Here is a 23,884-nt window from a genome sequence, read left to right as displayed (position 1 = left end):
CCGGGCTGTGCTCGCGCAAACGTACCGGTATTGGCAGGTACTACCAGCGTCGCTGCCACCACTCGTCCAGGTGGGGGCGCTCCTCACCCAGGGTGGTCGGCTTCCCGTGGCCCGGCCACACGATGGCCTCGTCCGGGTAGGCGGCGAAGAGCTTGTCCTTGACTTCCTTGTACAAGCGGACGAAGTCGCCTTCCGAGGCGGTCTTGCCCAGCCCGCCGGGGAACAGGGAATCGCCGACGAAGAGGTTAGGCACGCCGTCGATCTCCACAGCAATCGCCGCGCCGCCTGGGGTGTGGCCGCGCAGGATGCAGACGGGAAACTCGTGCCCGGCGAACTCGAGCACGTCGTCATCGCGTAGCTCGTGGTCGACTGCAGCGGGCAGCGCCGGCGCGTCCAGATAGGGAGCCCAGTGCCGGGCCCCGGTCGCCTCGAGTACCTCGACGAGCGCGCGGGTGTGGTCGTGGTGGCGGTGGGTGGTCAGCACGTCCGTGATCTCCACGCCGGCGTCGCGGGCGAGGGAGAGCAGTGCCTGGGGGTCCGCGGCGGCGTCGATAAGCAGCCCCTTGTCCCCGGCACAAATGAGGTAGCAGTTGTTATCCATCTCGGACACGGAAATGTGATGCAAAGTAAGCGTCATGCGCCCCAGCGTAGACAGATATGGAATAGGCCGGGGGAAAGCACAGTTGTGTGGGGTTGGTAGCTTCTAGGGCAGAAGGGCAACAAACGTACTCGGGAAGGGACGTGGTGACGTGGCTGAATGGCTCACGGTGCGCGGCGCGCGCGAACACAATCTCAAGGGCGTAGACATCGCCCTACCGCGCGACAAGATGGCCGTGTTTACTGGGCTTTCCGGCTCCGGCAAATCCTCTCTTGCTTTCGACACAATCTTTGCCGAGGGGCAGCGACGCTACGTGGAATCGCTGTCCTCGTATGCCCGGATGTTCCTCGGGCAGATGGACAAGCCCGACGTTGACTACATCGACGGTCTGAGCCCCGCGGTTTCGATCGACCAGAAGTCCACGAACCGCAACCCGCGCTCGACGGTGGGCACGATCACCGAAATCTACGACTACCTGCGCCTGCTCTACTCGCGCGCGGGCACCCCGCACTGCCCGCAGTGCGACGCGGTGATCCAGCGGCAGACGCCGCAGCAGATCGTCGACCAGATCCTCCAGTACGAGGAGCGCACGAAGTTCCAGGTGCTCGCGCCGATCGTGCGCAAGCGCAAGGGCGAGTTCCAGGACCTGTTCGCCGACCTGGCCGCGCAGGGCTACTCGCGCGTCAACGTCGACGGTGAGACTTATCAGCTCTCCGACCCGCCGAAGTTGGAAAAGCAGATCAAGCACACCATCGACGTGGTGGTCGACCGCCTGCAGGTGAAAGCGAGCCAGAAGCAGCGCCTCACCGACTCTGTTGAGACCGCGCTCAAGCTTGCCGACGGGCTGGTCGGCTTCGACTTCGTCGACCTCGAGGCAGACGACCCGGAGCGCGTGCAGATCTTCTCGGAGAAGATGGCCTGCCCCAACGGGCACAAGCTGGACGTGGAGGAGTACGAGCCGCGCGCCTTCTCCTTCAACTCGCCCTTCGGGGCATGCCCTGCCTGCGACGGGCTGGGAGTGCGCAAGGAGATCGACACCGACCTGGTCATCCCGGACCCGGACGCGCCGGCGGTGGACGCCTTCCAGCCGTGGAACTCCAGCCCCAACAAGAAGTACTTCGTGCGGCTGATCGAAGCGCTGGCGAAGGAAGAGGACTTCGACGCGCATGCGCCGTTTTCCTCGTTGACGAAGACGCAGCAGAAGCACTTGGTGCAGGGCTCGAGCACGAAAGTCAGCGTGCGCTACAAGAACCGCTACGGGCGGCAGCGTTCGTTCAGCGCGGCCTACGAGGGCGTGATCGGCTACCTCGAGCGCAAACTCGAGCAGGCGGAGACGGACACGCAGAAGGACCGCCTGTTGGCGTATACCCGTGAGGTGCCGTGCCCGACGTGTAAGGGGGCGCGCCTGAAGCCGGAGATTCTCGCGGTGCGGCTGGATTCGACCACGCACGGCGAGCAGTCGATCGCGGGGCTGACCGAGCTTTCCATCGAGGACGCCTCCGAGTACCTGGACAACCTGGTACTCGGCTACCGCGAGGAGATGATCGCGGGTGCCGTGCTGCGTGAGATCCAGGCGCGCCTGCACTTCCTGCTGGACGTCGGCCTGAACTACCTCACCCTGGCCAGGTCCGCGGGCACGCTCTCCGGCGGCGAGGCGCAGCGTATTCGTCTGGCCACCCAGATCGGCTCCGGGCTGGCGGGCGTGCTCTACGTGTTGGACGAGCCGTCGATTGGCTTGCACCAGCGCGACAACAACCGCTTGATCGCCACGCTGAAGAAGCTGCGGGATCTGGGCAACACCTTGGTCGTGGTGGAGCATGACGAGGACACGATCCGCGAGGCGGACTGGCTCATCGACATCGGCCCGCGTGCGGGCGAGTACGGCGGGGAAGTGGTCTACCAGGGCGAGCCGGAGGGCCTGAAGGAGGCCGAGAACTCGATCACGGGTGATTACATTGCCGGCAGGAAGCAGATCGAGGTACCTGCCACGCGCCGCCCGGTGGATGCGGAGCGCACCATCAAGGTCGTCGGCGCGCGGGAGAACAACCTGCAAAACGTCGAGGTGGAGATCCCGCTTGGCCTGCTCGTGGCCGTCACCGGTGTCTCTGGTTCCGGTAAGTCCACGCTGGTCAACGAGATTCTGGCGAAGACGCTGCAAAACGAGCTCAACGGCGCGCGTCAGGTACCGGGCCGGGTCAAGAGGGTCGAGGGCCTCGACTCCCTGGACAAGCTCGTGCAGGTCGACCAGAGCCCGATTGGGCGCACGCCGCGCTCGAACCCCGCGACCTACACGGGCGTCTTTGACAAGATCCGCAACCTCTTCGCCGAGACGCAGGAGGCCAAGGTGCGCGGCTACAAAGCAGGCCGCTTCTCCTTCAACGTCAAGGGCGGGCGCTGCGAAGCCTGTCGCGGCGACGGCACGATCAAGATCGAGATGAACTTCCTGCCGGACGTGTACGTGCCCTGCGAGGTCTGCGGCGGCGCGCGCTACAACCGCGAAACGCTCGAGGTGCGCTACAAGGGCAAGACCATCGCCGAGGTGCTGGACATGCCCATTTCCGAGGCAGCGGAATTCTTCGAGCCGATCTCGTCCATCCACCGCTACCTCGCCACGCTTGTCGACGTCGGGTTGGGCTACGTACGCCTCGGCCAGTCCGCAACGACCTTGTCGGGCGGCGAGGCGCAGCGCGTCAAGCTCGCAACCGAGCTGCAGAAGCGCTCCAACGGGCGCACGATCTACATCCTTGACGAGCCGACCACCGGCCTGCACTTTGAGGACATCCGCAAGCTCATGCTGGTGCTCAACGGCCTGGTGGAGAAGGGCAACACGGTCCTGGTCATCGAGCACAACCTGGACGTGGTCAAGTCCGCGGACTGGATCATCGATATGGGCCCCGAGGGCGGCTCCGGCGGCGGCACCGTCGTCGCACAGGGTACGCCCGAGGACGTGGCCCAGGTCGAAGACTCCTTTACGGGCGAGTACCTGCAGCGCGTGCTGGCTTAAAAAGCACGTGCGGCGTGGGGATTTGGACATCTGCGGCGAAGCTGTTAACGTTTCAAGGCACTACCGCCCAGTGCTCCTTTTCTAGGTGTACGGGCCGCAAGTGGAGTTACTCCCACCCCAAGCCGCGCGGCGCACTCGCTGCGAAGGATACGGGTCAACGGTAGGACACACGGCAATATTGCCGTGCCCTGCCGTTATGGATGAACTCCCGCTAGCCTGAGCAAGACTAGCGGGTTTTTCGTGTGGGACGAGCGCTACTTGGGGCTTGGTAGCGATCACATTGTAATTCTCGTCTTTAGGAGTTCTCATCAGCGCTGAAGCTCGAATCAACGAACGCATCCGCGTTCCGGAAGTTCGCCTTGTCGGTCCGTCCGGCGAGCAGGTGGGCATCGTCCGTACGGATGACGCTCGCAAGTTGGCATACGACGCCGACCTTGACCTTGTCGAGGTGGCACCGAAGGCCAAGCCGCCCGTAGCCAAGATCATGGACTACGGCAAGTACAAGTACGAGCAGGATCAGAAGGCCCGCGAAGCGCGCAAGAACCAGCAGCAGACCGTGGTCAAGGAACAGAAGTTCCGCCCGAAGATCGATGAGCACGACTACCAGACGAAGAAGAACAACGTCGAGCGCTTCCTGGAGAAGGGCAACAAGGTCAAGGTCACCATCATGTTCCGCGGCCGCGAGCAGTCCCGTCCGGAGCTTGGCTTCCGTCTGCTTGAGCGTCTCGCTGATGACATCGGCGAGCTGGGCGTGGTCGAGTCCCGCCCGAAGCAGGACGGTCGCAACATGACGATGGTCTTTGGTCCGGCTCGCAAGGGCAAGAAGTAGCACACATTTTTCAACTCTGAAGGGCTTTTACCATGAAGCAGAAGACCCACAAGGGCACCGCAAAGCGCATCAAGGTTAACGGCAAGGGCAAGCTGCGTCGTGAGCAGGCCGGTAAGCGCCACCTCAACGAGTCGATGACCTCCAAGCGTCGTCGCAAGCTGTCCCGCACCGTCGACGTGGCTCGCGCAGACCAGAAGCGCGTCAAGCGCCTGCTGGGCAAGGCATAAAGCCTTCCGCGCACCCAATTACCGCACATAACCCTCAAAAACGTAAAGGAAGTTTGACTCATGGCACGTGTGAAGCGTTCAGTCAACGCCAAGAAGAAGCGCCGCGCGATTCTGAAGTCCGCGAAGGGCTACCGCGGCCAGCGTTCCCGCCTGTACCGCAAGGCGAAGGAGCAGTGGCTGCACTCCCAGACCTACGCCTACCGCGACCGTCGTAAGCGTAAGAGCGAGTTCCGCAAGCTGTGGATCCAGCGCATCAACGCTGCTGCTCGTCTCAACGACATCACCTACAACCGCCTCATCCACGGCCTGAAGCTGGCTGAGGTCGAGGTCGACCGCAAGATCCTCGCCGAGCTTGCAGTCAACGACTTCGCTGCGTTCTCCGCTATCTGCGAGATCGCTAAGAACGCCCTCCCGGAGGACGTCAACGCACCGAAGGCTGCATAAGCGCCTGCTGCTTGTCGACGCCCACCTGCACCCGCAGGTGGGCGTTTTACGTATGTGCGGACAGTTCGTGCGGAGACCGTATCGGTGTCAGTGTGTATCGTGTGTGCCATGACGAACCCCTACAGCAACAGTGGAAAGCGCGAGTCACCGTACGCGTCCAGCTTTCAGAATGACTGGGCGGAGTACGGTGCGCAGGCTCCCAGCTGGCAGCCACCGCAGTCGCTGTCGGAGTCTGGGGGCGGTGCCATCGGGCCAGGAGCAACCGCGCTCGTGGGTGATCACCGTGCTGCTGTGCTTGTTCTTGGGCGTTTTCGGCGCGCACAGTTTCTACGCCGGATACACCAAGCGCGGACTCTTCCAACTCGGTCTTTACCTGGCCGGCTGGCTTACGACTGCGGTGCTCATCGGGTTCCTGGTTTGGTTTGCGCTGGTGTTTTGGGTGATTGTGGATCTGTGCATGGTGTTCACCCGCAGTGGGACCTTCCGCACGGATGCACGCGGGGTGCGGCTGCTGCGCTAGCAGGTGAGTAGAGTGTGAGGGCATGGCACTCGATTTCTCCCAACCGTTTACCGAGCGCACCCCGCGCGTGATCAATGCAGCAAAGCTGCACCGTGCGCAGGCGCGTAAGAAAGCAAATCAGTTCCTGGTGGAGGGGGAAAACTCCGTCGAGGCGGCGGTGGCCACGGGGGCGGCGACAGACCTGTTTGTCACCGAGCGTGCCGCCGATGAGTTCGCGGAGATCGTCACCACCGCCGAGTACATGGATGTCTACACACACGCGATCACGGACCAGGCCGCGAAGCACATGACGGACATGGTGAGCACCACCGGCATCTTCGCGGTGTGCAAGCCGGCGCTGTGGACGGTGGGCTCTGCACTGCGCGGTAAGCCGGAATTCGTCGCGGTCGGGGTGGAGACGAATGATCCCGGCAACGCGGGCACCATCATCCGTATCGCGGACGCTACCGGTGCCAACGCGGTGATTTTCGCCGGCGACACGGTCGATCCGGAATCCTCCAAGGTGGTGCGCGCGTCTGCGGGCTCGCTGTTTCACCTGCCGGTGGCCAGGGAGCGCAATATCAAGGACGTGGTGGGCCAGCTGAAGGCGCAAGGCCTGCAGATTGTGGCGACGGCAATGGATGGGGAGGTCCCGCTCGATGAGGCCAGCGAGGTGCTGGCGAAACCGACGGCGTGGCTGTTTGGCAACGAGGCGCACGGGCTGCCCGCGGAGCTTCTCGAGCTCGCGGATCACCGCGTTTCCATCCCGATCAAGGGCAGCGCAGAGTCGCTGAACCTGGCGACTGCCGCGGCAATGTGTATGTGGGAGTCCTCGAAGGCGCTCTAAGCACCTCCTCCCTGTGGTGCTCCGCTGCGCGGGTATGCTGGTGTGCGCGAAAATTATCATCTTTAGAAGTGGAAGGGACGAGAGTGTCCGAGACTCCCGAGATCCAACTGACCGAGGAGGCACTCGATGCCGCCGCCGCGGCAGCTATCGAGGCCTTTGAGCACGCAGCCGACCTGCCTGCGCTGGAAGAAGCACACCGGCAGCATTTGGGGGAGAAGGCCTTTATCCCGCAGGCACGCCGCTCCCTTGGCTCGCTGCCGAAGGACCAGCGCAAGGATGCGGGGCGGATGGTGAATATGGCGCGAGGTCGCGTCGAGAAGCGTTATGCTCAGCTGCGCGAGGTGCGCGAGGCGGAGTACCGCGAGCAGCAGCTGAAGGAAGAGGCAGTGGATGTCACCTTGCCCACGACGCGTCGGCAGGTGGGTGCGATGCACCCGATCACCACGCTGAGTGAGCAGATCGCGGACATCTTCATCGGTATGGGTTGGGAGATCGCGGAAGGCCCGGAGGTTGAGGCGGAATACTTTAATTTCGACGCGCTGAACTTCATCCCGGATCACCCCGCGCGCACTCTGCAGGACACCTTCTACATCGGTGCGGCCGATTCGAAGCAGGTCATGCGCACGCACACCTCGCCGGTGCAGGTGCGTTCCCTGCTTGAGCGGGACGTGCCGCTGTACATCGCGTGCCCGGGTCGCGTGTTCCGTACTGATGAGCTGGACGCGACGCATACCCCGGTCTTCCACCAGGTCGAGGGGCTTGCGGTGGACAAGGGCCTGACGATGGCCCACCTGCGCGGCACGCTCGATCACCTGGCGAAGACGCTGTTCGGGCCGAAAGCGAAGACCCGCATGCGCACGAACTACTTCCCGTTCACCGAGCCGAGTGCCGAGGTGGACGTGTGGTTTGAGAACAAGAAGGGCGGCGCTGGCTGGATCGAGTGGGGCGGCTGCGGCATGGTCAACCCGAACGTGCTGCGCGCTGTCGGCGTGGACCCGACCGAGTACCAGGGCTTCGCGTTTGGCATGGGCCTGGAGCGCACGCTGCAGTTCCGCAACGGGCTGACGGATATGCGCGACATGGTTGAGGGCGATGTGCGTTTCACCCTGCCGTTCGGTGTACAGGCTTAAAGCAGGCGCAAGCGACAAGGAGTTTTGATCAAAGCATGCTGATTTCTAAGAACTGGCTCACCCGCCTGCTGCAAGGTGCTGGCAATGAAGGCTGGACCGTGACCGACGAGGAGCTCGACGCGGGATTCGTACGCGTTGGGTTCGAGACCGAGGGCTACGCGCCGATCGAGGAGACGACCGGACCGCTCGTGCTCGGCCGCGTCGCCGAAATCGAGGAGCTCACCGGCTTTAAGAAGCCGATCCGTTACTGCCAGGTCGACGTGGGCCAGGCCAACGGCACTGGCGAGCTGCAAGGCATCATCTGCGGCGCGCGCAATTTCGCGCTGGGCGACTACGTTGTGGTGTCGCTGCCGGGTGCGGTGCTGCCCGGCGGCTTCGAGATCGCCGCGCGCAAGACCTACGACCACATCTCCAACGGCATGATGGCCTCGGCAGCTGAGCTGGGCATGACGCAGAAGAGCGAGGGCATCATCACGCTGCCCGAGGGGCTTGGGAAGCCGGGCGATGACGCGCGGGAGATCCTGCAGCTCGCCGACACGATCTTCGACGTCAACGTCACCCCGGACCGCGGATACGCGCTCTCGGCGCGTGGCCTGATGCGCGAGCTTGCCTCCGCCTTCGACCTGCAGTTCGCCGACCCCGCGCAGGACCCGCAGGTCGCAGGTGTCGACACGTCGGCGGTGCCCGCGCCGCAGGGCTCGCTTATCGACGTCACGCTGCACCCCGACACCCGCGCCTCCCGCTTCGGCCTGGCCAAGGTGGAGGGCATCGACCCGGCAGCGCAAGCCCCGTTCTGGATGCAGCGCGAGCTCATGCTCTCCGGGATCCGCTCCGTCAACGCGGCCACCGACGTGACCAACTACGTCATGCTGCTGCTCGGCCAGCCGATGCACGCCTTCGACGCGGACAAGATCGCCGGGAACCTCACCGTGCGCAAGGCCCAGGCGGGCGAGGAGTTCGAGACGCTGGACCACACCACCCGCAAGCTGCGGGACAGCGACGTGGTCATCACCGACGGGTCCGGCATCCAGTCGCTGGCTGGCGTGATGGGCGGGGTGACCTCGGAGATTTCCGAGACCACCACGAACGTCTACTTCGAGGCTGCGACGTGGGACGAACTGACCGTGGCGAAGACGGCACGCCACCACAAGCTGAGCTCCGAGTCTTCGCGCCGTTTCGAGCGCGGCGTGGACCCGGCAATTGTGGAGGTGGCCCTGGACGTTGCCTGCGCGCTGCTGCAAGACATTGCCGGCGGCACCATTGCTACTGGCCGCACGCTGGTCGGCGATGTACCGCAGCGCGAAGAGATCGCGCTTGGGGCGCAGTACCCCTCGCAGCTGATCGGCGTGGACTACAGCGCGGAGACGGTCACGCGCCGTCTCGAGGAGGTCGGCTGCGAGGTCACCTTAGAAGGCGAGCGTTTCCTGGTGACCCCGCCGACCTGGCGTGGTGACCTGAATGAGGACGTGGAGCTGATCGAGGAGATCGTGCGCCTCGAGGGACTCGACGCAATCCCGTCGATCTTGCCGACGCCGCGTGGTGGGCGAGGGCTCACCCCGGCGCAGAAGCGTCGCCGCGCGGTGACTCACGCGCTGGCCTACGCTGGCTACGCGGAAATCATCCCGACCCCGTTTATGGCCAACGACACCTTCGACACCTGGGGCCTGGACGCGGACGACCCGCGCCGCAACACCGTGCTGGTGCAGAACCCCCTGGACAACGACTACGGTGTGCTCGCCACCACGCTTCTGCCCTCCATGCTGGAGGCCGTGGGCAAGAACGTCGCCCGCGGCAGGGCAGACCTGGCCATCTACTCGGTTGCGCAGACCAGCTTCAAGCGAGCGGAGTCCTCGCCGATGCCGAGCGTGGCCGCGCGCCCGGACGCGGCAACCATCGAGGAGCTTCTTGCCTCGGTACCGGAGCAGCCCCTTCACGCGGCGACCGTCGCGGTAGGCGACGCGGAGGCGGAGGGCCCGCTTGGTGAGGCGCGCGCCTACACCTGGGCCGATGCCATCGAGTCCGCGCGCGTGGTTGCCCGCGCCGCAGGTGTGGAGCTCGAGGTCGCCGCTGCGGACTACCTACCGTGGCACCCGGGCCGCTGCGCGGAGCTGCGCGTGGGCGAGGCCGTGGTTGGCCACGCCGGCGAGCTGCACCCGCAGGTGCTCGAGGCACTCGAGCTGCCGCCACGCGTGTGCGCGATGGAGCTCGACCTTTCCGCGCTGCCTTTTGACTCGGTGCTGCCCGCACCGAAGCTGTCAGCCTACCCGGCGCTGCACCAGGACATCGCCCTGGTGGTGGACGAGTCGGTACCCGCGGAGAAGGTGCGCGAGGTCGTCGCCGAGGGTGCCGGTGAGCTGCTCGAGTCGGTCACGCTTTTCGACGTCTACCGTTCCGAGCAACTCGGCGCGGACAAGAAGTCCTTGGCGTTTGGCCTGGTCTTCCGCGCGCCGGATCGCACGCTGACCGAGGACGAGGCTTCGGAGGGCCGCTTGGCGGCAGCGGAAGCGGCGAAGGATCGCTTCGGTGCGGAGATGCGCGCGTAAAAAGCACATGAATAATTTGCAATCGACTGCATAAACAAGTAGGGTGTCGGTATGACACTGAACGTAGCAGTCGCCGGGGCGACCGGGTACGCAGGCGGGGAGATCCTCCGCCTGCTTTTGCGTCACCCGGCCTATGAATCAGGCGCGCTGACCATCGGCGCGCTCACCGGAAACTCGAACGCGGGTCAGCGCGTCGGCGAGCTCATGCCGCACCTGCCGGAACTGGCGGATCGCGTGATCGAGCAGACCACGCCCGAGGTGCTCGCCGGCCACGACGTCGTCTTCTTGGGCCTGCCGCACGGCTTTTCCGCCGAGATCGGCAAGGCACTGCCCGACGAGACCGTGGTGATCGACTGCGCCGCCGACTTCCGGCTGCGCGATGCGGCTGCCTGGCAGCACTACTACGGCAGCGAACATGCAGGCTCGTGGCCCTACGGTATTCCGGAGATGCCCGGGCACCGCGAGGCGCTGCGCGGTGCAACCCGGATCGCGGTGCCCGGCTGTTTCCCCACGGGTGCGACGCTGGCGGTGCTGCCCGCGGTTGCTGCGGGTGTGTGCGAGCCCGACCTTCGCGTGGTGGCGATCACTGGTGTGTCCGGTGCGGGTAAGAAGGCGTCGGTAGGCATGCTCGGGGCTGAGACTATGGGCTCCCTCAAGGCATATAAGACCGCCGGGACGCACCGCCACACGCCGGAAATTATGCAGAATATTGCCGAGGTGACCGACGCCCCGGTGAACGTGAGCTTCACGCCGGTGCTTGCACCGCTGCCGCGCGGCATCCTCACCACCATCACGGCACCGCTGGCGCAGGGTGCGACGAAGGAGTCTGTGCGCGCTGCTTACGAGGCTGCGTACAAGGACGAGCCTTTCGTTCACTTGCTGCCGGAGAGTGCGCAGCCGCAGACCCAGAATGTGGTCGGCTCGAATATGTGCCACCTGCAGGTCGAGGTGGACGAGGGTGCCGGCGTTGTATTGATGACCTCGGCGATCGACAACCTGACCAAGGGCACCGGCGGGGCGGCGGTGCAGTGCATGAACTTGGCGCTCGGGTTTGCGGAGACGGATGGGCTACCGCGACAGGGCGTTGCTCCTTAAATCTGCACCCCAATCCGACACCCCGGACGCTGAAGAAAGAGAACAATAGAGACTATGAGTACGCACAATGCACAGGGCGTGACCGCCCCGCAGGGTTTCACGGCAGCTGCCGCACAGGCAGGGATTAAGCCTTCCGGCAAGCCGGACATGGCGCTGGTGGTGAACACCGGGCCGCGCTTCGACGCCGCCGCGGTGTTCACACGCAACCGCGTGAAGGCCTCGCCGGTGAAGCTTTCGCAGCAGGCGGTGGCGGACGGCTCGTTGCGTGCCGTGTTGTACAACTCCGGCAACGCGAATGCCTGCAACGGTGCGCAGGGTGACGCGGATGCCCGCGAGTCCCAGGCGTATGCTGCGGCGGCACTCGGCGTGGACGCGGGCGAGGTCGCGGTGTGCTCGACCGGGCTGATCGGCGAGCTGTTGGAGATGGACAAGGTCAAAGGGGGAGTGGACTCCCTTGTCCCGGCGCTTAGTGCGGACAACGGCCAGGCGGCTGCGGACGCGATTCTGACCACCGACCTGGTGCGCAAGGAAGCCGTGTACACCGGAGAGGGCTTTACCGTCGGCGCGATGGGCAAGGGCGTTGGCATGATGGCACCTTCGCTGGCGACGATGCTGGTGTGCATCACCACTGACGCGCAGGCCACGCCGGAGGCGCTCGATGCGGCGCTGCGCAAGGCCACGAAGGTCACGTTCGACACGGTGGATATTGACGGATCGACGTCCACAAACGACACCGTGATCGTCATGGCCAATGGTGCCAGCGGCATCACCCCGAGCCAGGAAGAGCTCAACGCCGCCATCCTGCACGTCTGCGACTCGCTTGCGCGCCAGATGCAGGCCGACGCCGAGGGCGTGACCAAGCGCGTCAACATTACGGTCACCGGTACCGCCGACGATGAGCAGGCGCTCAACGCCGCGCGCACGCTCGGTCGCGACAACCTGTTCAAGTGCGCGATGTTCGGCTCGGATCCGAACTGGGGCCGCACGCTCGCGGCCGTCGGCATGGCGGATGCGGAGATGGACCCGGACAAGATTTCCGTCTCTTTCAACGGCGAGGCGGTCTGCATCGACTCGACTGGTACGCCGGGCGCACGCGAGGTGGATCTGAGCGGTGCGGATATCGACGTGCTCGTGGACCTTGGCACCGGCGGACCGGGCAAAGCCACGGTGCACACGACCGATCTGTCGCACGACTACGTGGAAATCAACTCGGCCTACAGCTCTTAATGCACGCAGGAAGAGAGGAAGCATATGGATAGCGCACTGCAGTCGTTGACAAGCGAGGCGCGCGCGCACGTACTTGCCGAGGCGCTGCCCTGGCTGCAGCACTACCGCGACAAGATCGTGGTGGTCAAGTACGGCGGCAACGCCATGATTGATGAGTCACTCAAGGCCGCCTTCGCCGCCGACATGGTCTTTCTGCGCACCGTCGGCGCGAAGCCGGTGGTGGTGCACGGCGGTGGCCCGCAGATCACCGCGATGCTCAAGCGCCTGGACTTGGACGGCGGCGAGTTCGTCGGCGGGTTCCGCGTGACCACCCCGGAGATCCTGGATGTGGTGCGCATGGTGCTTTTCGGCCAGGTCGGCCGCGACCTGCTGGGCAAGATCAACTCGCACGGTCCATATGCGGTGGGCACCTCCGGCGAGGACGCCGGGCTGTTTACCGCCGAGCGCCGCTATGTCGATGTCGACGGCACGCCCACCGACATCGGCCTGGTCGGCACCATCACAGACGTGAACCCCTCCGCGGTGATGGACATCATCGAGGCGGGCCGCATCCCGGTCGTCTCCGGCATCGCCCCGGGCACGGATGGCAACGTCTACAACATCAACGCCGACGAGGCCGCCGGTGCCCTGGCCGCCGCCATCGGCGCGGAGCGCCTGGTGGTGCTCACGAACGTCGAGGGGCTCTACACCGACTGGCCGGACAAGGATTCGCTGCTGTCCAAGATCAAGGCCGACGACCTGGCGCAGATGATGCCTAAGCTGGATACGGGCATGATCCCGAAGATGGGCGCGTGCCTGACCGCCGTCAACGGCGGGGTCAAGGCAGCGCACGTGATCGATGGCCGCATCGCGCACTCGGTGTTGCTTGAGCTTTTGACCGTCGGCGGCATCGGCACGATGGTCTTGCCGGAAGCTTACGACGCGAACGAGTACCCAGAAGGCACAGTCTTTAGGAAGGATGAAACCGCATGACCCAGTCGAACAAGTCCGCGTGGAACGCCACGCTGATGAACACGTACGGCACCCCGCCGGTCACGCTCGTCTCCGGCAAGGGTGCACACGCCACCGGCGAGGACGGCACCGACTACATTGACCTGCTCGCAGGTATCGCGGTGAACTCCTTGGGCCACGCGCACCCGGCGATCGTGGAAGCCGTGAGCAACCAGATCAGCACGCTCGGGCACGTGTCCAACCTCTTCGGCTCCACTCCGGTCGTGGCCGCCGCCGAGAAGCTGAAGGCCCGCTTCGGCGACGAGAGCGCGCGCCTGTTCTTCTGCAACTCGGGAGGCGAAGCCAACGAAGCCGCCTTCAAGCTTGCACGCTTGACCGGACGGTCCCGGGTGCTGGCAGCAGTCCACGGTTTCCACGGCCGCACGATGGGTTCGCTGGCGCTGACCGGCCAGCCGGAAAAGCGCGCGCCTTTCGAGCCGCTGCCTGCCGGCGTTGAGTTCTTCGACTACGGCGACCTCGACGCGGTACGCGCGCTTGTGACCAAGAACCCGGCCGAGGTAGCCGCGATCATCGTCGAGCCCATCCAGGGTGAAACCGGCGTCATTCCCGCCCCAGAAGGCTTCCTTACCGGCCTGCGCGAAATCTGCGATGAGAGCGGGGCACTGCTGCTTATCGACGAAGTACAGACCGGCATCGGACGCACCGGCGACTTCTTCGCGTTCCAGCACGAGGGCATCCTGCCTGATGTCGTCACCATGGCCAAGGGGCTCGGCGGCGGCCTGCCGATCGGCGCGGTCCTCGCGCGCGGCAAGGCGGCGGAGCTGTTCACCCCTGGCAGCCACGGCACCACCTTCGGCGGCAACCCGGTGGCCTGCGCCGCGGCCAACGCCGTGCTCGACACGGTCGATGATGACTTCCTCGCCGAGGTGCGCCGCAAGGGCGAGAAGCTCGCCGAGGGGCTGGCGGCGATCGACGGAGTGCGCGAAGTCCGCGGCCGCGGACTCATGCTCGGTGCCGTGCTCGAAGCGCCTGTGGCGAAGGAAGCTGTGGCGGCTGGGCTTAAGCGCGGGGTGATCGTCAACGCGCCGTCGGCAAGCGTGCTGCGCTTAACACCGCCACTCGTGATCACTGACGAAGACATTGACACCGCACTCGAGCGGGTCGCGCTCGCCCTGCGGGACGCGACGGAGCAGCAGAAAGGGAACTAGGATGACCAGACACTTTTTGGCAGACGACGATCTTTCCCCGGTCGAGCAGGCCGAGGTGCTCGCGCTGGCCGCGAAGATGAAGCGCGACCGCTTTGCGCACCGCCCGCTTGCGGGGCCGAAGTCGGTGGCGGTGCTCTTTGACAAGACGTCGACGCGCACCCGCTTCTCCTTCGACGTGGGCATCACGCAGCTTGGCGGGCACGCGATTGTTACGGATACGTCGAAGTCGCAGATGGGCAAGGGCGAGACCCTGCAGGACACGGCGGCGGTGCTCTCCCGTTTTGTGGACGCGATCGTGTGGCGCACGTACGCCCACGACAACTTCCACAAAATGGCGGAGACCGCGACGGTACCGCTGGTCAATGCGCTCTCCGACGATTTGCACCCCTGCCAGATCTTGGCGGACCTGCAGACGGTTCAAGAGAACTTTGGCAAGCTCAAAGGCCTGCGCGCCGCCTACCTTGGCGACGGCGACAACAATATGGCCAACTCCTACATGCTTGGCTTTGCCACCGCGGGCGTCGACATCGCCATCGTGGCACCGGAGGGCTTCCACCCGAAGGAGGAATTCGTCACGCGTGCCCGCGCCCGCGCAGCCGAGACCGGGGCCGAGGTGACCGTGACCGCTGACTTGGCCGCCGTCGACGGCGTCGACGTGGTCATCACCGATACCTGGGTGTCCATGGGGCAGGAGGACGACGGCAAGGACCGCCGCACCCCATTTTTGCCCTACCAGGTCAACGCTGACCTCATGGCCCGTGCAGGCGAGGACGCCATCTTCCTGCACTGCCTGCCCGCTTACCGCGGTAACGAGGTCACCGCAGAGGTCATCGACGGCACGGCCTCCCGCGTCTTCGACGAAGCGGAAAACCGCCTGCACGCGCAGAAAGCGCTGCTGGCTTGGCTTTTGACACACCAGGAGGAAAGCGCATGACCCAACCCGTCTCGCGTACCGCCAGGCAGGCCCGCATTTTAGAGATCATCAGCTCGACCCGGGTGTCCTCGCAGGCGCAGCTTTCCGAGATCCTGCAGTCCGACGGCATCGAGATCACCCAGGCGACGCTCTCGCGCGACTTAGACGAGCTCGGCGCGAAGAAGATCCGCCCGCTCGGCGGCGGTCGCGCCTACTACACGGTGACTTCTGATACCGGTTCCATCAACGTGGTGCAGTCCGGTCCCCGGGAAAAGCTGCGCCGGATGATCGAGGAACTGGTGGTCTCCGTGGACTACACGGGCAACACCACCGTGCTGCGCACACCGCCGGGCGCTGCGCAGTACCTGGCCAGCTACATCGACCGGGTTGGCCTGGACGAGGTGGTCGGCTGTATCGCCGGCGACGACACAATCTTCGTGCTTGCGCGCGAGCCGCTTACCGGCAAAGACCTGGGCGTCAAAGTCTTCGGGCATGTCCACCCGGCCAACGAATAGGCGGTGCACGCCGGTTGCCCCGCTGCTTAAGGCACCGGGGTACGCTTAGCCAAGCGTGAAATTTTTCAACTTGATTTACACCTAAAGCAAAGGAGCTTTCTTTTCATGAGCAATCGCGTTGTTCTCGCGTACTCCGGCGGTCTAGATACCTCCGTCGCCATCCCGTACCTGGGCGAAATGCTGGACGCTGACGTCGTCGCCGTCTCGCTCGACCTGGGTCAGGGCGGCGAGGACATGGAGTCGGTGCGCCAGCGCGCGCTCGACTGTGGCGCGGTCGAGTCCGTCGTGGTGGACGCGAAGGACGAGTTCGCCGAGGAGTACTGCCTGCCCACCATCAAGGCCAACGGCATGTACCAGGGCGAGTACCCGCTGGTATCCGCCATTTCGCGCCCGTTGATTGTCAAGCACCTGGTGGAGGCAGCACAGGAGCACGGCGGTACTCACGTCGCACACGGCTGCACCGGTAAGGGCAACGACCAGGTCCGCTTCGAGGTCGGCTTCCTTAACCAGGACCCGGATCTGGAGATCGTGGCACCTGCGCGCGACTTTGCGTGGACCCGTGACAAGGCCATCGAGTTCGCAGAGGGCAAGGACCTGCCGATCGAGCAGTCCGCAGCATCTCCGTTCTCCATCGACCAGAACGTGTGGGGCCGCGCCGTCGAGACCGGTTTCCTGGAGGACCTGTGGAACCCGCCGACAAAGGACCTCTACGCCTACACCGAGGACCCGGCGCTGGGCAACGCCCCGGACGAGGTCATCATCTCCTTTGAGTCCGGCAAGCCCGTCGCCATCGACGGCCGCAAGGTCACCGTGCTGGAGGCCATCGAGGAGCTCAACCGCCGCGCCGGTGCGCAGGGCATCGGCCGCCTGGACATGGTCGAGGACCGCCTGGTGGGCATCAAGTCCCGCGAGGTCTACGAGGCACCGGGCGCGATCACCCTGATCACCGCGCACAAGGCGCTGGAGGATGTCACCGTCGAGCGTGAGCTCGCGCGCTACAAGCGGCTTATCGACGCCCGCTGGTCCGAAGAGGTCTACGACGGTCTCTGGTTCGGCCCGCTGAAGCGGTCCCTGGACGCGTTTATCGAGTCCACTCAGGAGCACGTTACCGGCGATATCCGCATGGAGCTGCACGCAGGCAAGGCGACGGTCAACGGCCGCCGTTCCAACCACTCGCTCTACGACTTCAACCTGGCCACCTACGACACGGGCGACACCTTCGATCAGACCCTGGCCAAGGGCTTCGTGCGCCTGCACGGCCTGAGCTCGCAGATTGCCAACAAGCGCGACCGCGAAGCGGGCGCGCAGAAGTAGGAGCCGATAGGTATGGAGCAGCACAAGACGAATGAAGGCGCGCTGTGGGGTGGCCGTTTCTCCGGCGGTCCCTCGGAAGCGATGTTCGCACTGAGCGTGTCCACCCACTTTGACTGGGTGCTCGCACCGTATGACGTGTTGGCCTCGAAGGCGCACGCCAAGGTGCTGCACAAGGCGGGCCTGCTTTCCGACGCCGACTTGGACACCATGCTCGCCGGTCTCGATCAGCTGGGCAAGGACGTTGCAGAAGGCACCTTTGTCCCAGCTCCGACGGATGAGGATGTCCACGGCGCGATGGAGCGCGGCCTGATCGAGCGCGTTGGCCCCGAGGTCGGCGGCCGCCTGCGCGCGGGGCGTTCCCGCAACGACCAGGTCGCCGCGATGTTCCGCATGTGGTGCCGCGACGCCCTGCGCGGGGTCGCGGTTGAGGTGAGCAACCTCATCGACGCGCTCGTCGACCAAGCGGCGGCGCACCCGGACGCGATCATGCCGGGCAAGACCCACTTCCAGGCGGCGCAGCCGATCCTGCTCGCGCACTCCCTGCTCGCGCACGCGCAGCCGCTGCTGCGCGACCTGGAGCGGATCCAGGACGCAGATAAGCGCCTGGCGGTCTCGCCCTATGGCTCAGGCGCCTTGGCCGGATCTTCGCTGCACCTGGACCCGGAGGCAATCGCCACCGAGCTGGGCTTCGACTCTGCGACCGACAACTCGCTCGACGGCACCGCCTCGCGCGATTTCGCGGTGGAGACCGCCTACGTGCTCGCTCAGATCGCCGTGGACATCTCCCGGCTGTCGGAGGAGCTCATCGCGTGGTCCACTCCGGAGTTCGGCTACATCACGCTCGACGACGCCTGGTCGACCGGCTCCTCGATCATGCCGCAGAAGAAGAACCCGGACGTGCCCGAGCTCGCGCGCGGCAAGACCGGCCGCCTGCTGGGCAACCTCACCGGTCTGCTGGCCACGCTCAAGGCGATGCCGCTGGCGTACAACCGCGACCTGCAGGAGGACAAGGAGCCGGTGATCGACTCGGTCAACCAGCTGCGCATCCTCCTGCCGGCGATGACCGGGTTGGTCTCCACGCTGGTGTTCCACGAGGACCGCATGCGCGAGCTCGCGCCGGCCGGTTTCACTCTGGCCACGGATCTGGCGGAGTGGATGGTGCGCCAGGGCGTGCCCTTCCGCGAAGCCCACGAGGCCTCCGGCGCCTGCGTGCGTATCGCTGAGCAGCGCGGCGTCGATTTGGTGGATTTGACGGATGAGGAGCTCGCGGGCGTCGATAAGCGATTGAAGCCCGAGGTGCGCGAGGTGCTCACCATCGATGGGGCAGTGGCCTCCCGCGACACCCGCGGTGGCACCGCCAAGGTGCGCGTGGTGGAGCAGCGCGAACGCGTGGCGGAGGCTAATGCGGCGTACCGCGCCTGGGCCGAGAAGCCCTTGCGCGGCTAGGGGGTACTCCTTTCCACTGCGAAGTGACTTAGCGCACTCTATGCTGGGTGCATGACTGAATCTACTGGCGACAACCGAAAGCAACGCGGATCCCGCGTGCTTTCGGCTGTTTTGGGTTGTATCCTGCTCGTGCTTGCTGGGTATGCGGTCTACAGCGCGCGAGACTCCCAGTCTTCTGGAGGGTTTTTCGGGCTTGGTGGCGGCTCGGGTATGACCACAGTGCGCGGTGTGATCGGCTCGGAAAAGCGGGACTACTTCGACGACCCGGAAGTCAAAGAGCGACTGGAGAAGCTCGGCTATACCGTCGAGTTTTCCACTGCGGGCTCGCGGCAGATCGCCACGAGTACTGACTTAGAGAAGCAGGACTTCGTCTTTCCTTCCTCCGGTCCGGCCGCACAAAAGGTGAAGAGTCTGGGATCCAACTACTCGGTGGACTACCCCTTCTTTACCCCGATGGCCATTGCGAGCTGGAAGCCGCTAGCGGAGATGCTCGAGCGCGAGGGCGTGGTCCACCGCGCCGATGGCGCCTACGCCTTCGACATGGCCGCCTACATCAAGCTGGTGGAAGAAGGGAAGCGCTGGCGCGACCTTGGCGACGGCTACGCCTCGCCCCGCCAGGTGCAGGTAAGCACCACGGATATTCGTACTTCCAACTCTGCGGCGATGTACCTGTCGCTGCTGGCGTGGCAGTTCCAGGAGGAAGAGCCCGGCATCTCCCCTGATGCGCTCGTGGACAAGATTGCCCCGTTCTTTGTGGGCCAGGGTTACTCCGAATCCTCGTCTTCGGCACCGTTTCGCGATTACCTGAGCCAGGGGATGGGTTCCATGCCGCTGGTGCTGGTGTACGAGGCGCAGTTCCTTGGCGAGCAGATGAAGGAGCGCTCGCGGATCCGCGAGGACATGGTGCTCATGCAGCTCGAACCCACGGTGGTGGCAAACCACGGCATCGTCGGGATCTCCGATGCAGGTAAGGAGCTTGGACGCCTGCTGAGCACGGACCCGGAGCTGCAACAACTGGCAGCCAAGCACGGCTTCCGCCCGGCTGAAAGTGGCTCGCTGGCAGAAGAACTCGAAGCACACGGCCTGCCCGCGCCGTCCGATTACGTCAACAGCGTCGACCCACCCACCTTTGACCAGCTCGAGCAGCTTCTCGACGGGGTGGGCGAGCGCTACGGAGGCCAACCGCCCGCCAACGAGGAGGCAACCCTATGAAGAGAATCTTTGCCCTCTGCACGACGCTGATGCTGGCACTGGTCGCATCCGGGTGCTCGGCGCTGGACCAGCTCCCGCAGCTGGGAGAAAACAAGCCGCTGCACATTGTGGCGGCCACTGAGCTGCAAGACCTCGAACCGCTAATTCAGCAGGCCGGTGAGGAGCTGGGCACCGATATCGAGGTGACCTACCTCGGCGGCACCCTAGAGAACTCGCAGGCGCTCAAGGCCGGTGAGCTGGACGGGGCGTACGACGCGACCTGGTTCGCCACGAACCGCTACGCCAACCTGATCGGTGCCGCGGATGCGCTGGGGGAGGAGTACCCGCTGGCGAGCTCGCCGATCGCGATTGGGCTGCGCAGCGAAATCGCTCGCTCCAACGGCTGGGTTGACAACCCGCCCACCTGGGAAGACCTTGCCCAGGCCGCGAAGGACGGCGAGTTTACCTTCGGGATGACGGACCCCACCGCGTCGAACTCCGGGTTTTCTACCGTGGTCTCCGCCGCTACCGCGCTCGCGGACACAGGCGTGGCGCTTTCCCAGCAGGACCTTGACGCGGTAGGTCCGCAGCTAGGAGAGTTCTTCTCGGCCCAGACCCTGTCCTCGGGCTCGTCTGGGTGGCTCGCGGACACCTTCCGCGACGACTCGTCGAAAGCCGACGGCATCTTCAACTACGAGTCCACCCTGCACCAGCTGAAGAAGGACGGGGTCGACCTTGAGGTGATCGTGCCCGCAGACGGCACGATCACCGCCGACTACCCGTTGAGCACGCTGCGCACGCCGCAGCACGAAGGCTCCGCTGACACCGTGCGCGAGCTGGCAGAGTGGTTCGAGGAGCACCAGCAGGAAGTCGCAGACACCTACCGTCGCCCGGTCTTCCCGGTAGACGCCCTGCCCGCGGAGCTGTCCGGCCAGAACCCGATCGACCTGCAATACCCGGCAAACGAGACCGTGGCACGCACCCTGCTGGAGCGCTACAACGACGACTTCCGCCGCCCGGGCCAGTCCATCTTCCTGCTGGATACCTCCGGGTCAATGCAGGGCGAGCGCATGACTTCGCTGAAGGCCATCATGGGCCAGCTCATTGGGGGCTCCGCGGCGACGTCGACAGGCGATGTTTCCTTCCGCAACCGGGAATCAGTAAGTCTACGGCCGTTCAACAGCGAACTGCTCGACGGCGTGACCGCGACGCTTTCCGAGGATGATCCACAAAGTCGCGCCACGCTAAGCGAGTTTATCGACGGTCTCGAAGCCGACGGGTACACCGCCACCTACGGAGCCCTGAAGGGAGTGCTGGAAGAGCAAGCCAAGATGCGCAGCGCCGAGCAGGATGGTGAGTTCCGTGCCCCGACGATCGTGCTGCTTTCCGACGGTGAAGCGACCGTGCCACCCTTTTACGATGAGTTCGCAGCCGAGTATGCCCAGCACGACGAGTGGGCAGGTATACCCGTGTTCGTCATTCTGTACGGCGAGGCGAAACGCGCTGAAATGGACAAGCTTGCGGAGCTGACGGGGGGTAAAGTTTTCGACGCGCAGCAGGCAGAGTTGGCCGAGATGTTTAAGGAGATCCGTGGCTACCAATAAGTGGGCGTATTTCAGCTCGCGCAAGAACCAGGTCGGCATGATTGCCGCCGCGCTGACCACGGGCCTGTTCATCGTGTTTGGCCTCATTGGCGCAGCAGGCGTGATCCCGTGGCTGGTCGCCACCACCGCGGCGTATGGCGCGGGTGCGCTGCTGACCCCCTCGCGCGAGCAGAAGGCCCTGGAGCCGAGTGTCCCGACGCAGGCTCTCATCGACGCCGAGGTGCAGGAGAACCTGACGAAGCTGCACCGGGCAAATGTCCCGCCCCCGGTGTACAACGAGGCGCTCGCCTTGCAAGCTGCGATCCGCTTCGTGCTCTCGCGCTGGGATGATCTGAATGCGACGCCAGAGCACCAGCAGACGGTGTACAACGTGTCGAAAATCTACTTCCCCGAGGTCGTAACCACCTACCTCAACTCCCCGCTGTACCGCGGGGAGGATGCCTCCCTGTGGTGCATGGAGTCCCTCGACACCATGACGAAGGCCGTCGACCGGGTCAAGCAGGGCATTTTGGACAACAATTTGCGCGCGCTCGAATCGCAGGCCACCTACCTCAAAGAGGCGCTCAAAGGGCCAATTTCGCTTGACGACGCAGCGTTGGACCCACCAACCGATCCCGACACTCCTTCGACGAACCCCTACCAGTAAGCTTGAGTGCTATGAGTCTCGATCCGAAACTCCTTGACGTACTGGCCTGCCCACAGGACAAGGGCCCGCTGACGTACAAGGAAGATGAACAGTTGCTGGTGAACGAGCGCCTCAACATTGCCTATCGCATCGACGACGGCATCCCGGTGCTCCTTATCGACGAGGCGCAGGACTATCCGTCCGCACCGTCCGCGTAGCTACGCGCTTCGCTCAGCCCTGTATCACCACGAGAGAATTGAGAGAGACTACCTATGAGCACGAACATTGTTGATGAGCTTGAATGGCGCGGACTGATCAACCAGTCCACTGACCTGGAGGCACTGCGGACCGCGACCGAGGCGCCGATCAGCCTGTACTGCGGTTTTGACCCGACGGGCCCGTCGCTGCACGCGGGCCACCTCGTCCCTCTGCTCATGCTCCGCCGCTTCCAGGAAGCTGGCCATCGCCCGATCGTGCTGGCCGGCGGCGCTACCGGCATGATCGGCGACCCGCGAGACGTGGGGGAGCGAACGATGAACTCCTCTGACACGGTCGCCGACTGGGCAGGTCGCATTTCGAGCCAGCTCGAGCGCTTCGTTTCCTTCGAGGGGGACAACGCCGCGCTGCTGGTGAACAATAATGACTGGATCAAGGACATGACCGTCATTGACTTCCTCCGCGACGTGGGCAAGCACTTCTCCTTGTCCACCATGCTCAGCCGCGACACCGTGAAGCGCCGCCTGGAAAACGACGGCATCTCCTACACCGAGTTCTCCTACATGCTGCTGCAAGCAAACGACTACGTGCAGTTGCGTCGCAACCACGACTGCGTGCTGCAGGTCGGTGGCGGCGACCAGTGGGGCAACCTTGTCGCTGGCGTAGACCTGAACCGTCGCATGGATGGCGAGCAGGTTCACGCGCTGACTGTTCCGCTCGTGACCGATTCCGAGGGCAAGAAGTTCGGCAAGTCCACCGGCGGCGGCTCCCTGTGGCTCGATCCGGAAATGACCAGCCCGTACACCTGGTACCAATACTTTGTGAACACTGCTGATGCCGACGTTATCCGCTACCTGCGTTGGTTCACCTTCCTTGATCAGGAAGAGCTTGATCGTCTTGCGGTCGAGGTGGAAGAGCGCCCCTTCAAGCGTGAGGCACAGAAGCGTCTCGCGCAGGAGATGACCGACCTGGTGCACGGGGTGAAGGCTCGCGAAGGCGTTGAACTTGCTTCGCAGGCGCTGTTCGGTCGCGCCGAGATCCGTGACCTGGACGAGCAGACGCTCGCCTCGGCAGTCTCCGCGACCGAGGTCTTCGAGTTCAGCGACGCTGAGACCTCCATCGTCGATCTGCTCGTCGGCGCTGGCTTGTCGGAGTCGAAGGGCGCAGCCCGCCGATCCGTCAAGGAAGGCGGCATCTACGTCAACAACGAGCGTGTGGAGTCCGAGGACTGGACGCCGACTGCCGACGATCTCCTGCACGGATCGTGGCTCGTGCTGCGCCGCGGCAAGAAGAGCTTTGCTGGCGCCAAGAAGATGTAGGGCTTCAATTCGCTGCAACGCCGTTGCTTCTCGTGTAAGGAGAAGCAACGGCGTTTTGCTTTGCACGAATATGCGCCTTGTGCTGGCGATTTGTGTTGGTGTGTGGAAAATGGTTAAGTATTTTCTCGTTGCCGCGAGC

Annotated in this window: 22 protein-coding genes; 21 read left to right on the top strand and 1 reads right to left on the bottom strand. The window is 64.6% G+C overall.

Annotated features, from left to right (window positions below; genetic code table 11):
• Nucleotides 1–40 precede the first annotated feature (40 nt).
• A complete protein-coding gene (locus HMPREF2990_RS12115; RefSeq protein ID WP_070764855.1) occupies nt 41–637 on the bottom strand; it encodes an MBL fold metallo-hydrolase in 597 nt (198 codons plus the stop codon).
• A gap of 112 nt (nt 638–749) precedes the next feature.
• Here HMPREF2990_RS12115 and uvrA point away from each other — a divergent pair, with 112 nt between their 5' ends.
• The 21 genes from uvrA (at nt 750) to tyrS (ending at nt 23,745) form a co-directional block, all read left to right on the top strand.
• Nucleotides 750–3,602, top strand: a complete 2,853-nt coding sequence (gene uvrA / locus HMPREF2990_RS12110) for an excinuclease ABC subunit UvrA (RefSeq protein ID WP_070764854.1) — start codon at nt 750–752, stop codon at nt 3,600–3,602.
• Nucleotides 3,603–3,909: 307 nt separating this feature from the next.
• Complete coding sequence (infC, locus tag HMPREF2990_RS12105) at nt 3,910–4,431, top strand: translation initiation factor IF-3 (protein WP_083317190.1); 522 nt, start codon at nt 3,910–3,912, stop codon at nt 4,429–4,431.
• 32 nt (nt 4,432–4,463) lie between these two features.
• Nucleotides 4,464–4,658, top strand: coding sequence for a 50S ribosomal protein L35 (gene rpmI, locus HMPREF2990_RS12100; RefSeq protein ID WP_070764853.1), 195 nt, complete (start codon nt 4,464–4,466; stop codon nt 4,656–4,658).
• Nucleotides 4,659–4,718: 60 nt separating this feature from the next.
• Nucleotides 4,719–5,102 carry a 50S ribosomal protein L20 gene (rplT, locus tag HMPREF2990_RS12095; protein ID WP_038590394.1) on the top strand — a complete coding sequence of 128 codons (384 nt, stop codon included), beginning with the start codon at nt 4,719–4,721 and terminating at the stop codon, nt 5,100–5,102.
• A gap of 241 nt (nt 5,103–5,343) precedes the next feature.
• Nucleotides 5,344–5,622, top strand: coding sequence for an NINE protein (locus tag HMPREF2990_RS12090; RefSeq protein WP_246817562.1), 279 nt, complete (start codon nt 5,344–5,346; stop codon nt 5,620–5,622).
• A 22-nt stretch (nt 5,623–5,644) separates the two neighbouring features.
• Nucleotides 5,645–6,448, top strand: a complete 804-nt coding sequence (locus HMPREF2990_RS12085) for a TrmH family RNA methyltransferase (RefSeq protein WP_070764852.1) — start codon at nt 5,645–5,647, stop codon at nt 6,446–6,448.
• A gap of 83 nt (nt 6,449–6,531) precedes the next feature.
• Complete coding sequence (pheS, locus tag HMPREF2990_RS12080) at nt 6,532–7,578, top strand: phenylalanine--tRNA ligase subunit alpha (RefSeq protein WP_070764851.1); 1,047 nt, start codon at nt 6,532–6,534, stop codon at nt 7,576–7,578.
• A 35-nt stretch (nt 7,579–7,613) separates the two neighbouring features.
• Nucleotides 7,614–10,121: a phenylalanine--tRNA ligase subunit beta gene (gene pheT / locus HMPREF2990_RS12075; protein WP_070764850.1), complete on the top strand. Its 2,508-nt coding sequence runs from the start codon at nt 7,614–7,616 to the stop codon at nt 10,119–10,121.
• A 51-nt stretch (nt 10,122–10,172) separates the two neighbouring features.
• Nucleotides 10,173–11,216 carry an N-acetyl-gamma-glutamyl-phosphate reductase gene (gene argC, locus HMPREF2990_RS12070; RefSeq protein WP_070764849.1) on the top strand — a complete coding sequence of 348 codons (1,044 nt, stop codon included), beginning with the start codon at nt 10,173–10,175 and terminating at the stop codon, nt 11,214–11,216.
• 54 nt (nt 11,217–11,270) lie between these two features.
• Entirely contained in the window at nt 11,271–12,443 is a 1,173-nt protein-coding gene (gene argJ / locus HMPREF2990_RS12065; RefSeq protein WP_070764848.1) for a bifunctional glutamate N-acetyltransferase/amino-acid acetyltransferase ArgJ, read from the top strand.
• Between the two features lie 24 nt (nt 12,444–12,467).
• Entirely contained in the window at nt 12,468–13,415 is a 948-nt protein-coding gene (gene argB, locus HMPREF2990_RS12060) for an acetylglutamate kinase (protein ID WP_070764847.1), read from the top strand.
• Nucleotides 13,412–14,602 (top strand): acetylornithine transaminase, encoded by a 1,191-nt coding sequence (locus tag HMPREF2990_RS12055; protein ID WP_070764846.1) that lies wholly within the window; start codon nt 13,412–13,414, stop codon nt 14,600–14,602. Before argB ends, HMPREF2990_RS12055 begins: the two co-directional genes overlap by 4 nt.
• A gap of 1 nt (nt 14,603) precedes the next feature.
• On the top strand, nt 14,604–15,536 hold the full coding sequence (gene argF / locus HMPREF2990_RS12050) for an ornithine carbamoyltransferase (protein WP_070764845.1): 933 nt from the start codon (nt 14,604–14,606) through the stop codon (nt 15,534–15,536).
• A complete protein-coding gene (locus HMPREF2990_RS12045) occupies nt 15,533–16,030 on the top strand; it encodes an arginine repressor (protein WP_038590419.1) in 498 nt (165 codons plus the stop codon). Before argF ends, HMPREF2990_RS12045 begins: the two co-directional genes overlap by 4 nt.
• A gap of 105 nt (nt 16,031–16,135) precedes the next feature.
• The gene (locus tag HMPREF2990_RS12040; protein ID WP_038590421.1) at nt 16,136–17,344 is read left to right on the top strand and encodes an argininosuccinate synthase; all 1,209 of its coding nucleotides are present in this window, start codon (nt 16,136–16,138) and stop codon (nt 17,342–17,344) included.
• 12 nt (nt 17,345–17,356) lie between these two features.
• Nucleotides 17,357–18,790 (top strand): argininosuccinate lyase, encoded by a 1,434-nt coding sequence (gene argH / locus HMPREF2990_RS12035; protein WP_070764844.1) that lies wholly within the window; start codon nt 17,357–17,359, stop codon nt 18,788–18,790.
• A 51-nt stretch (nt 18,791–18,841) separates the two neighbouring features.
• Entirely contained in the window at nt 18,842–20,002 is a 1,161-nt protein-coding gene (locus HMPREF2990_RS12030) for a hypothetical protein (protein WP_070764843.1), read from the top strand.
• Nucleotides 19,999–21,585 carry a vWA domain-containing protein gene (locus tag HMPREF2990_RS12025; protein ID WP_038590434.1) on the top strand — a complete coding sequence of 529 codons (1,587 nt, stop codon included), beginning with the start codon at nt 19,999–20,001 and terminating at the stop codon, nt 21,583–21,585. Before HMPREF2990_RS12030 ends, HMPREF2990_RS12025 begins: the two co-directional genes overlap by 4 nt.
• On the top strand, nt 21,572–22,231 hold the full coding sequence (locus HMPREF2990_RS12020; RefSeq protein ID WP_070764842.1) for a hypothetical protein: 660 nt from the start codon (nt 21,572–21,574) through the stop codon (nt 22,229–22,231). Before HMPREF2990_RS12025 ends, HMPREF2990_RS12020 begins: the two co-directional genes overlap by 14 nt.
• An 11-nt stretch (nt 22,232–22,242) precedes the next feature.
• Entirely contained in the window at nt 22,243–22,428 is a 186-nt protein-coding gene (locus HMPREF2990_RS12015) for a Trm112 family protein (RefSeq protein ID WP_038590438.1), read from the top strand.
• Between the two features lie 54 nt (nt 22,429–22,482).
• Nucleotides 22,483–23,745 (top strand): tyrosine--tRNA ligase, encoded by a 1,263-nt coding sequence (gene tyrS, locus HMPREF2990_RS12010; RefSeq protein WP_038590440.1) that lies wholly within the window; start codon nt 22,483–22,485, stop codon nt 23,743–23,745.
• Nucleotides 23,746–23,884: the final 139 nt, after the last annotated feature.

It is taken from the genome of Corynebacterium sp. HMSC071B10, from assembly GCF_001814825.1.
Taxonomy (GTDB): Bacteria; Actinomycetota; Actinomycetes; order Mycobacteriales; family Mycobacteriaceae; genus Corynebacterium.
The sequence above is the reverse complement of the archived record's forward strand: the minus strand, read 5'-3'. Positions and strand labels throughout refer to the sequence as shown.

What these genes read in the sequence shown, in the direction of transcription:
- HMPREF2990_RS12115 (WP_070764855.1), bottom strand. Translation starts at nt 637, where the DNA reads ATGACGCTTACTTTGCATCACATTTCCGTGTCCGAGATGGATAACAAC.
- rpmI (WP_070764853.1), top strand. Translation starts at nt 4,464, where the DNA reads ATGAAGCAGAAGACCCACAAGGGCACCGCAAAGCGCATCAAGGTTAAC.
- rplT (WP_038590394.1), top strand. Translation starts at nt 4,719, where the DNA reads ATGGCACGTGTGAAGCGTTCAGTCAACGCCAAGAAGAAGCGCCGCGCG.
- HMPREF2990_RS12085 (WP_070764852.1), top strand. Translation starts at nt 5,645, where the DNA reads ATGGCACTCGATTTCTCCCAACCGTTTACCGAGCGCACCCCGCGCGTG.
- pheT (WP_070764850.1), top strand. Translation starts at nt 7,614, where the DNA reads ATGCTGATTTCTAAGAACTGGCTCACCCGCCTGCTGCAAGGTGCTGGC.
- argC (WP_070764849.1), top strand. Translation starts at nt 10,173, where the DNA reads ATGACACTGAACGTAGCAGTCGCCGGGGCGACCGGGTACGCAGGCGGG.
- argJ (WP_070764848.1), top strand. Translation starts at nt 11,271, where the DNA reads ATGAGTACGCACAATGCACAGGGCGTGACCGCCCCGCAGGGTTTCACG.
- argB (WP_070764847.1), top strand. Translation starts at nt 12,468, where the DNA reads ATGGATAGCGCACTGCAGTCGTTGACAAGCGAGGCGCGCGCGCACGTA.
- HMPREF2990_RS12055 (WP_070764846.1), top strand. Translation starts at nt 13,412, where the DNA reads ATGACCCAGTCGAACAAGTCCGCGTGGAACGCCACGCTGATGAACACG.
- argF (WP_070764845.1), top strand. Translation starts at nt 14,604, where the DNA reads ATGACCAGACACTTTTTGGCAGACGACGATCTTTCCCCGGTCGAGCAG.
- HMPREF2990_RS12045 (WP_038590419.1), top strand. Translation starts at nt 15,533, where the DNA reads ATGACCCAACCCGTCTCGCGTACCGCCAGGCAGGCCCGCATTTTAGAG.
- HMPREF2990_RS12040 (WP_038590421.1), top strand. Translation starts at nt 16,136, where the DNA reads ATGAGCAATCGCGTTGTTCTCGCGTACTCCGGCGGTCTAGATACCTCC.
- argH (WP_070764844.1), top strand. Translation starts at nt 17,357, where the DNA reads ATGGAGCAGCACAAGACGAATGAAGGCGCGCTGTGGGGTGGCCGTTTC.
- HMPREF2990_RS12030 (WP_070764843.1), top strand. Translation starts at nt 18,842, where the DNA reads ATGACTGAATCTACTGGCGACAACCGAAAGCAACGCGGATCCCGCGTG.
- HMPREF2990_RS12025 (WP_038590434.1), top strand. Translation starts at nt 19,999, where the DNA reads ATGAAGAGAATCTTTGCCCTCTGCACGACGCTGATGCTGGCACTGGTC.
- HMPREF2990_RS12015 (WP_038590438.1), top strand. Translation starts at nt 22,243, where the DNA reads ATGAGTCTCGATCCGAAACTCCTTGACGTACTGGCCTGCCCACAGGAC.
- tyrS (WP_038590440.1), top strand. Translation starts at nt 22,483, where the DNA reads ATGAGCACGAACATTGTTGATGAGCTTGAATGGCGCGGACTGATCAAC.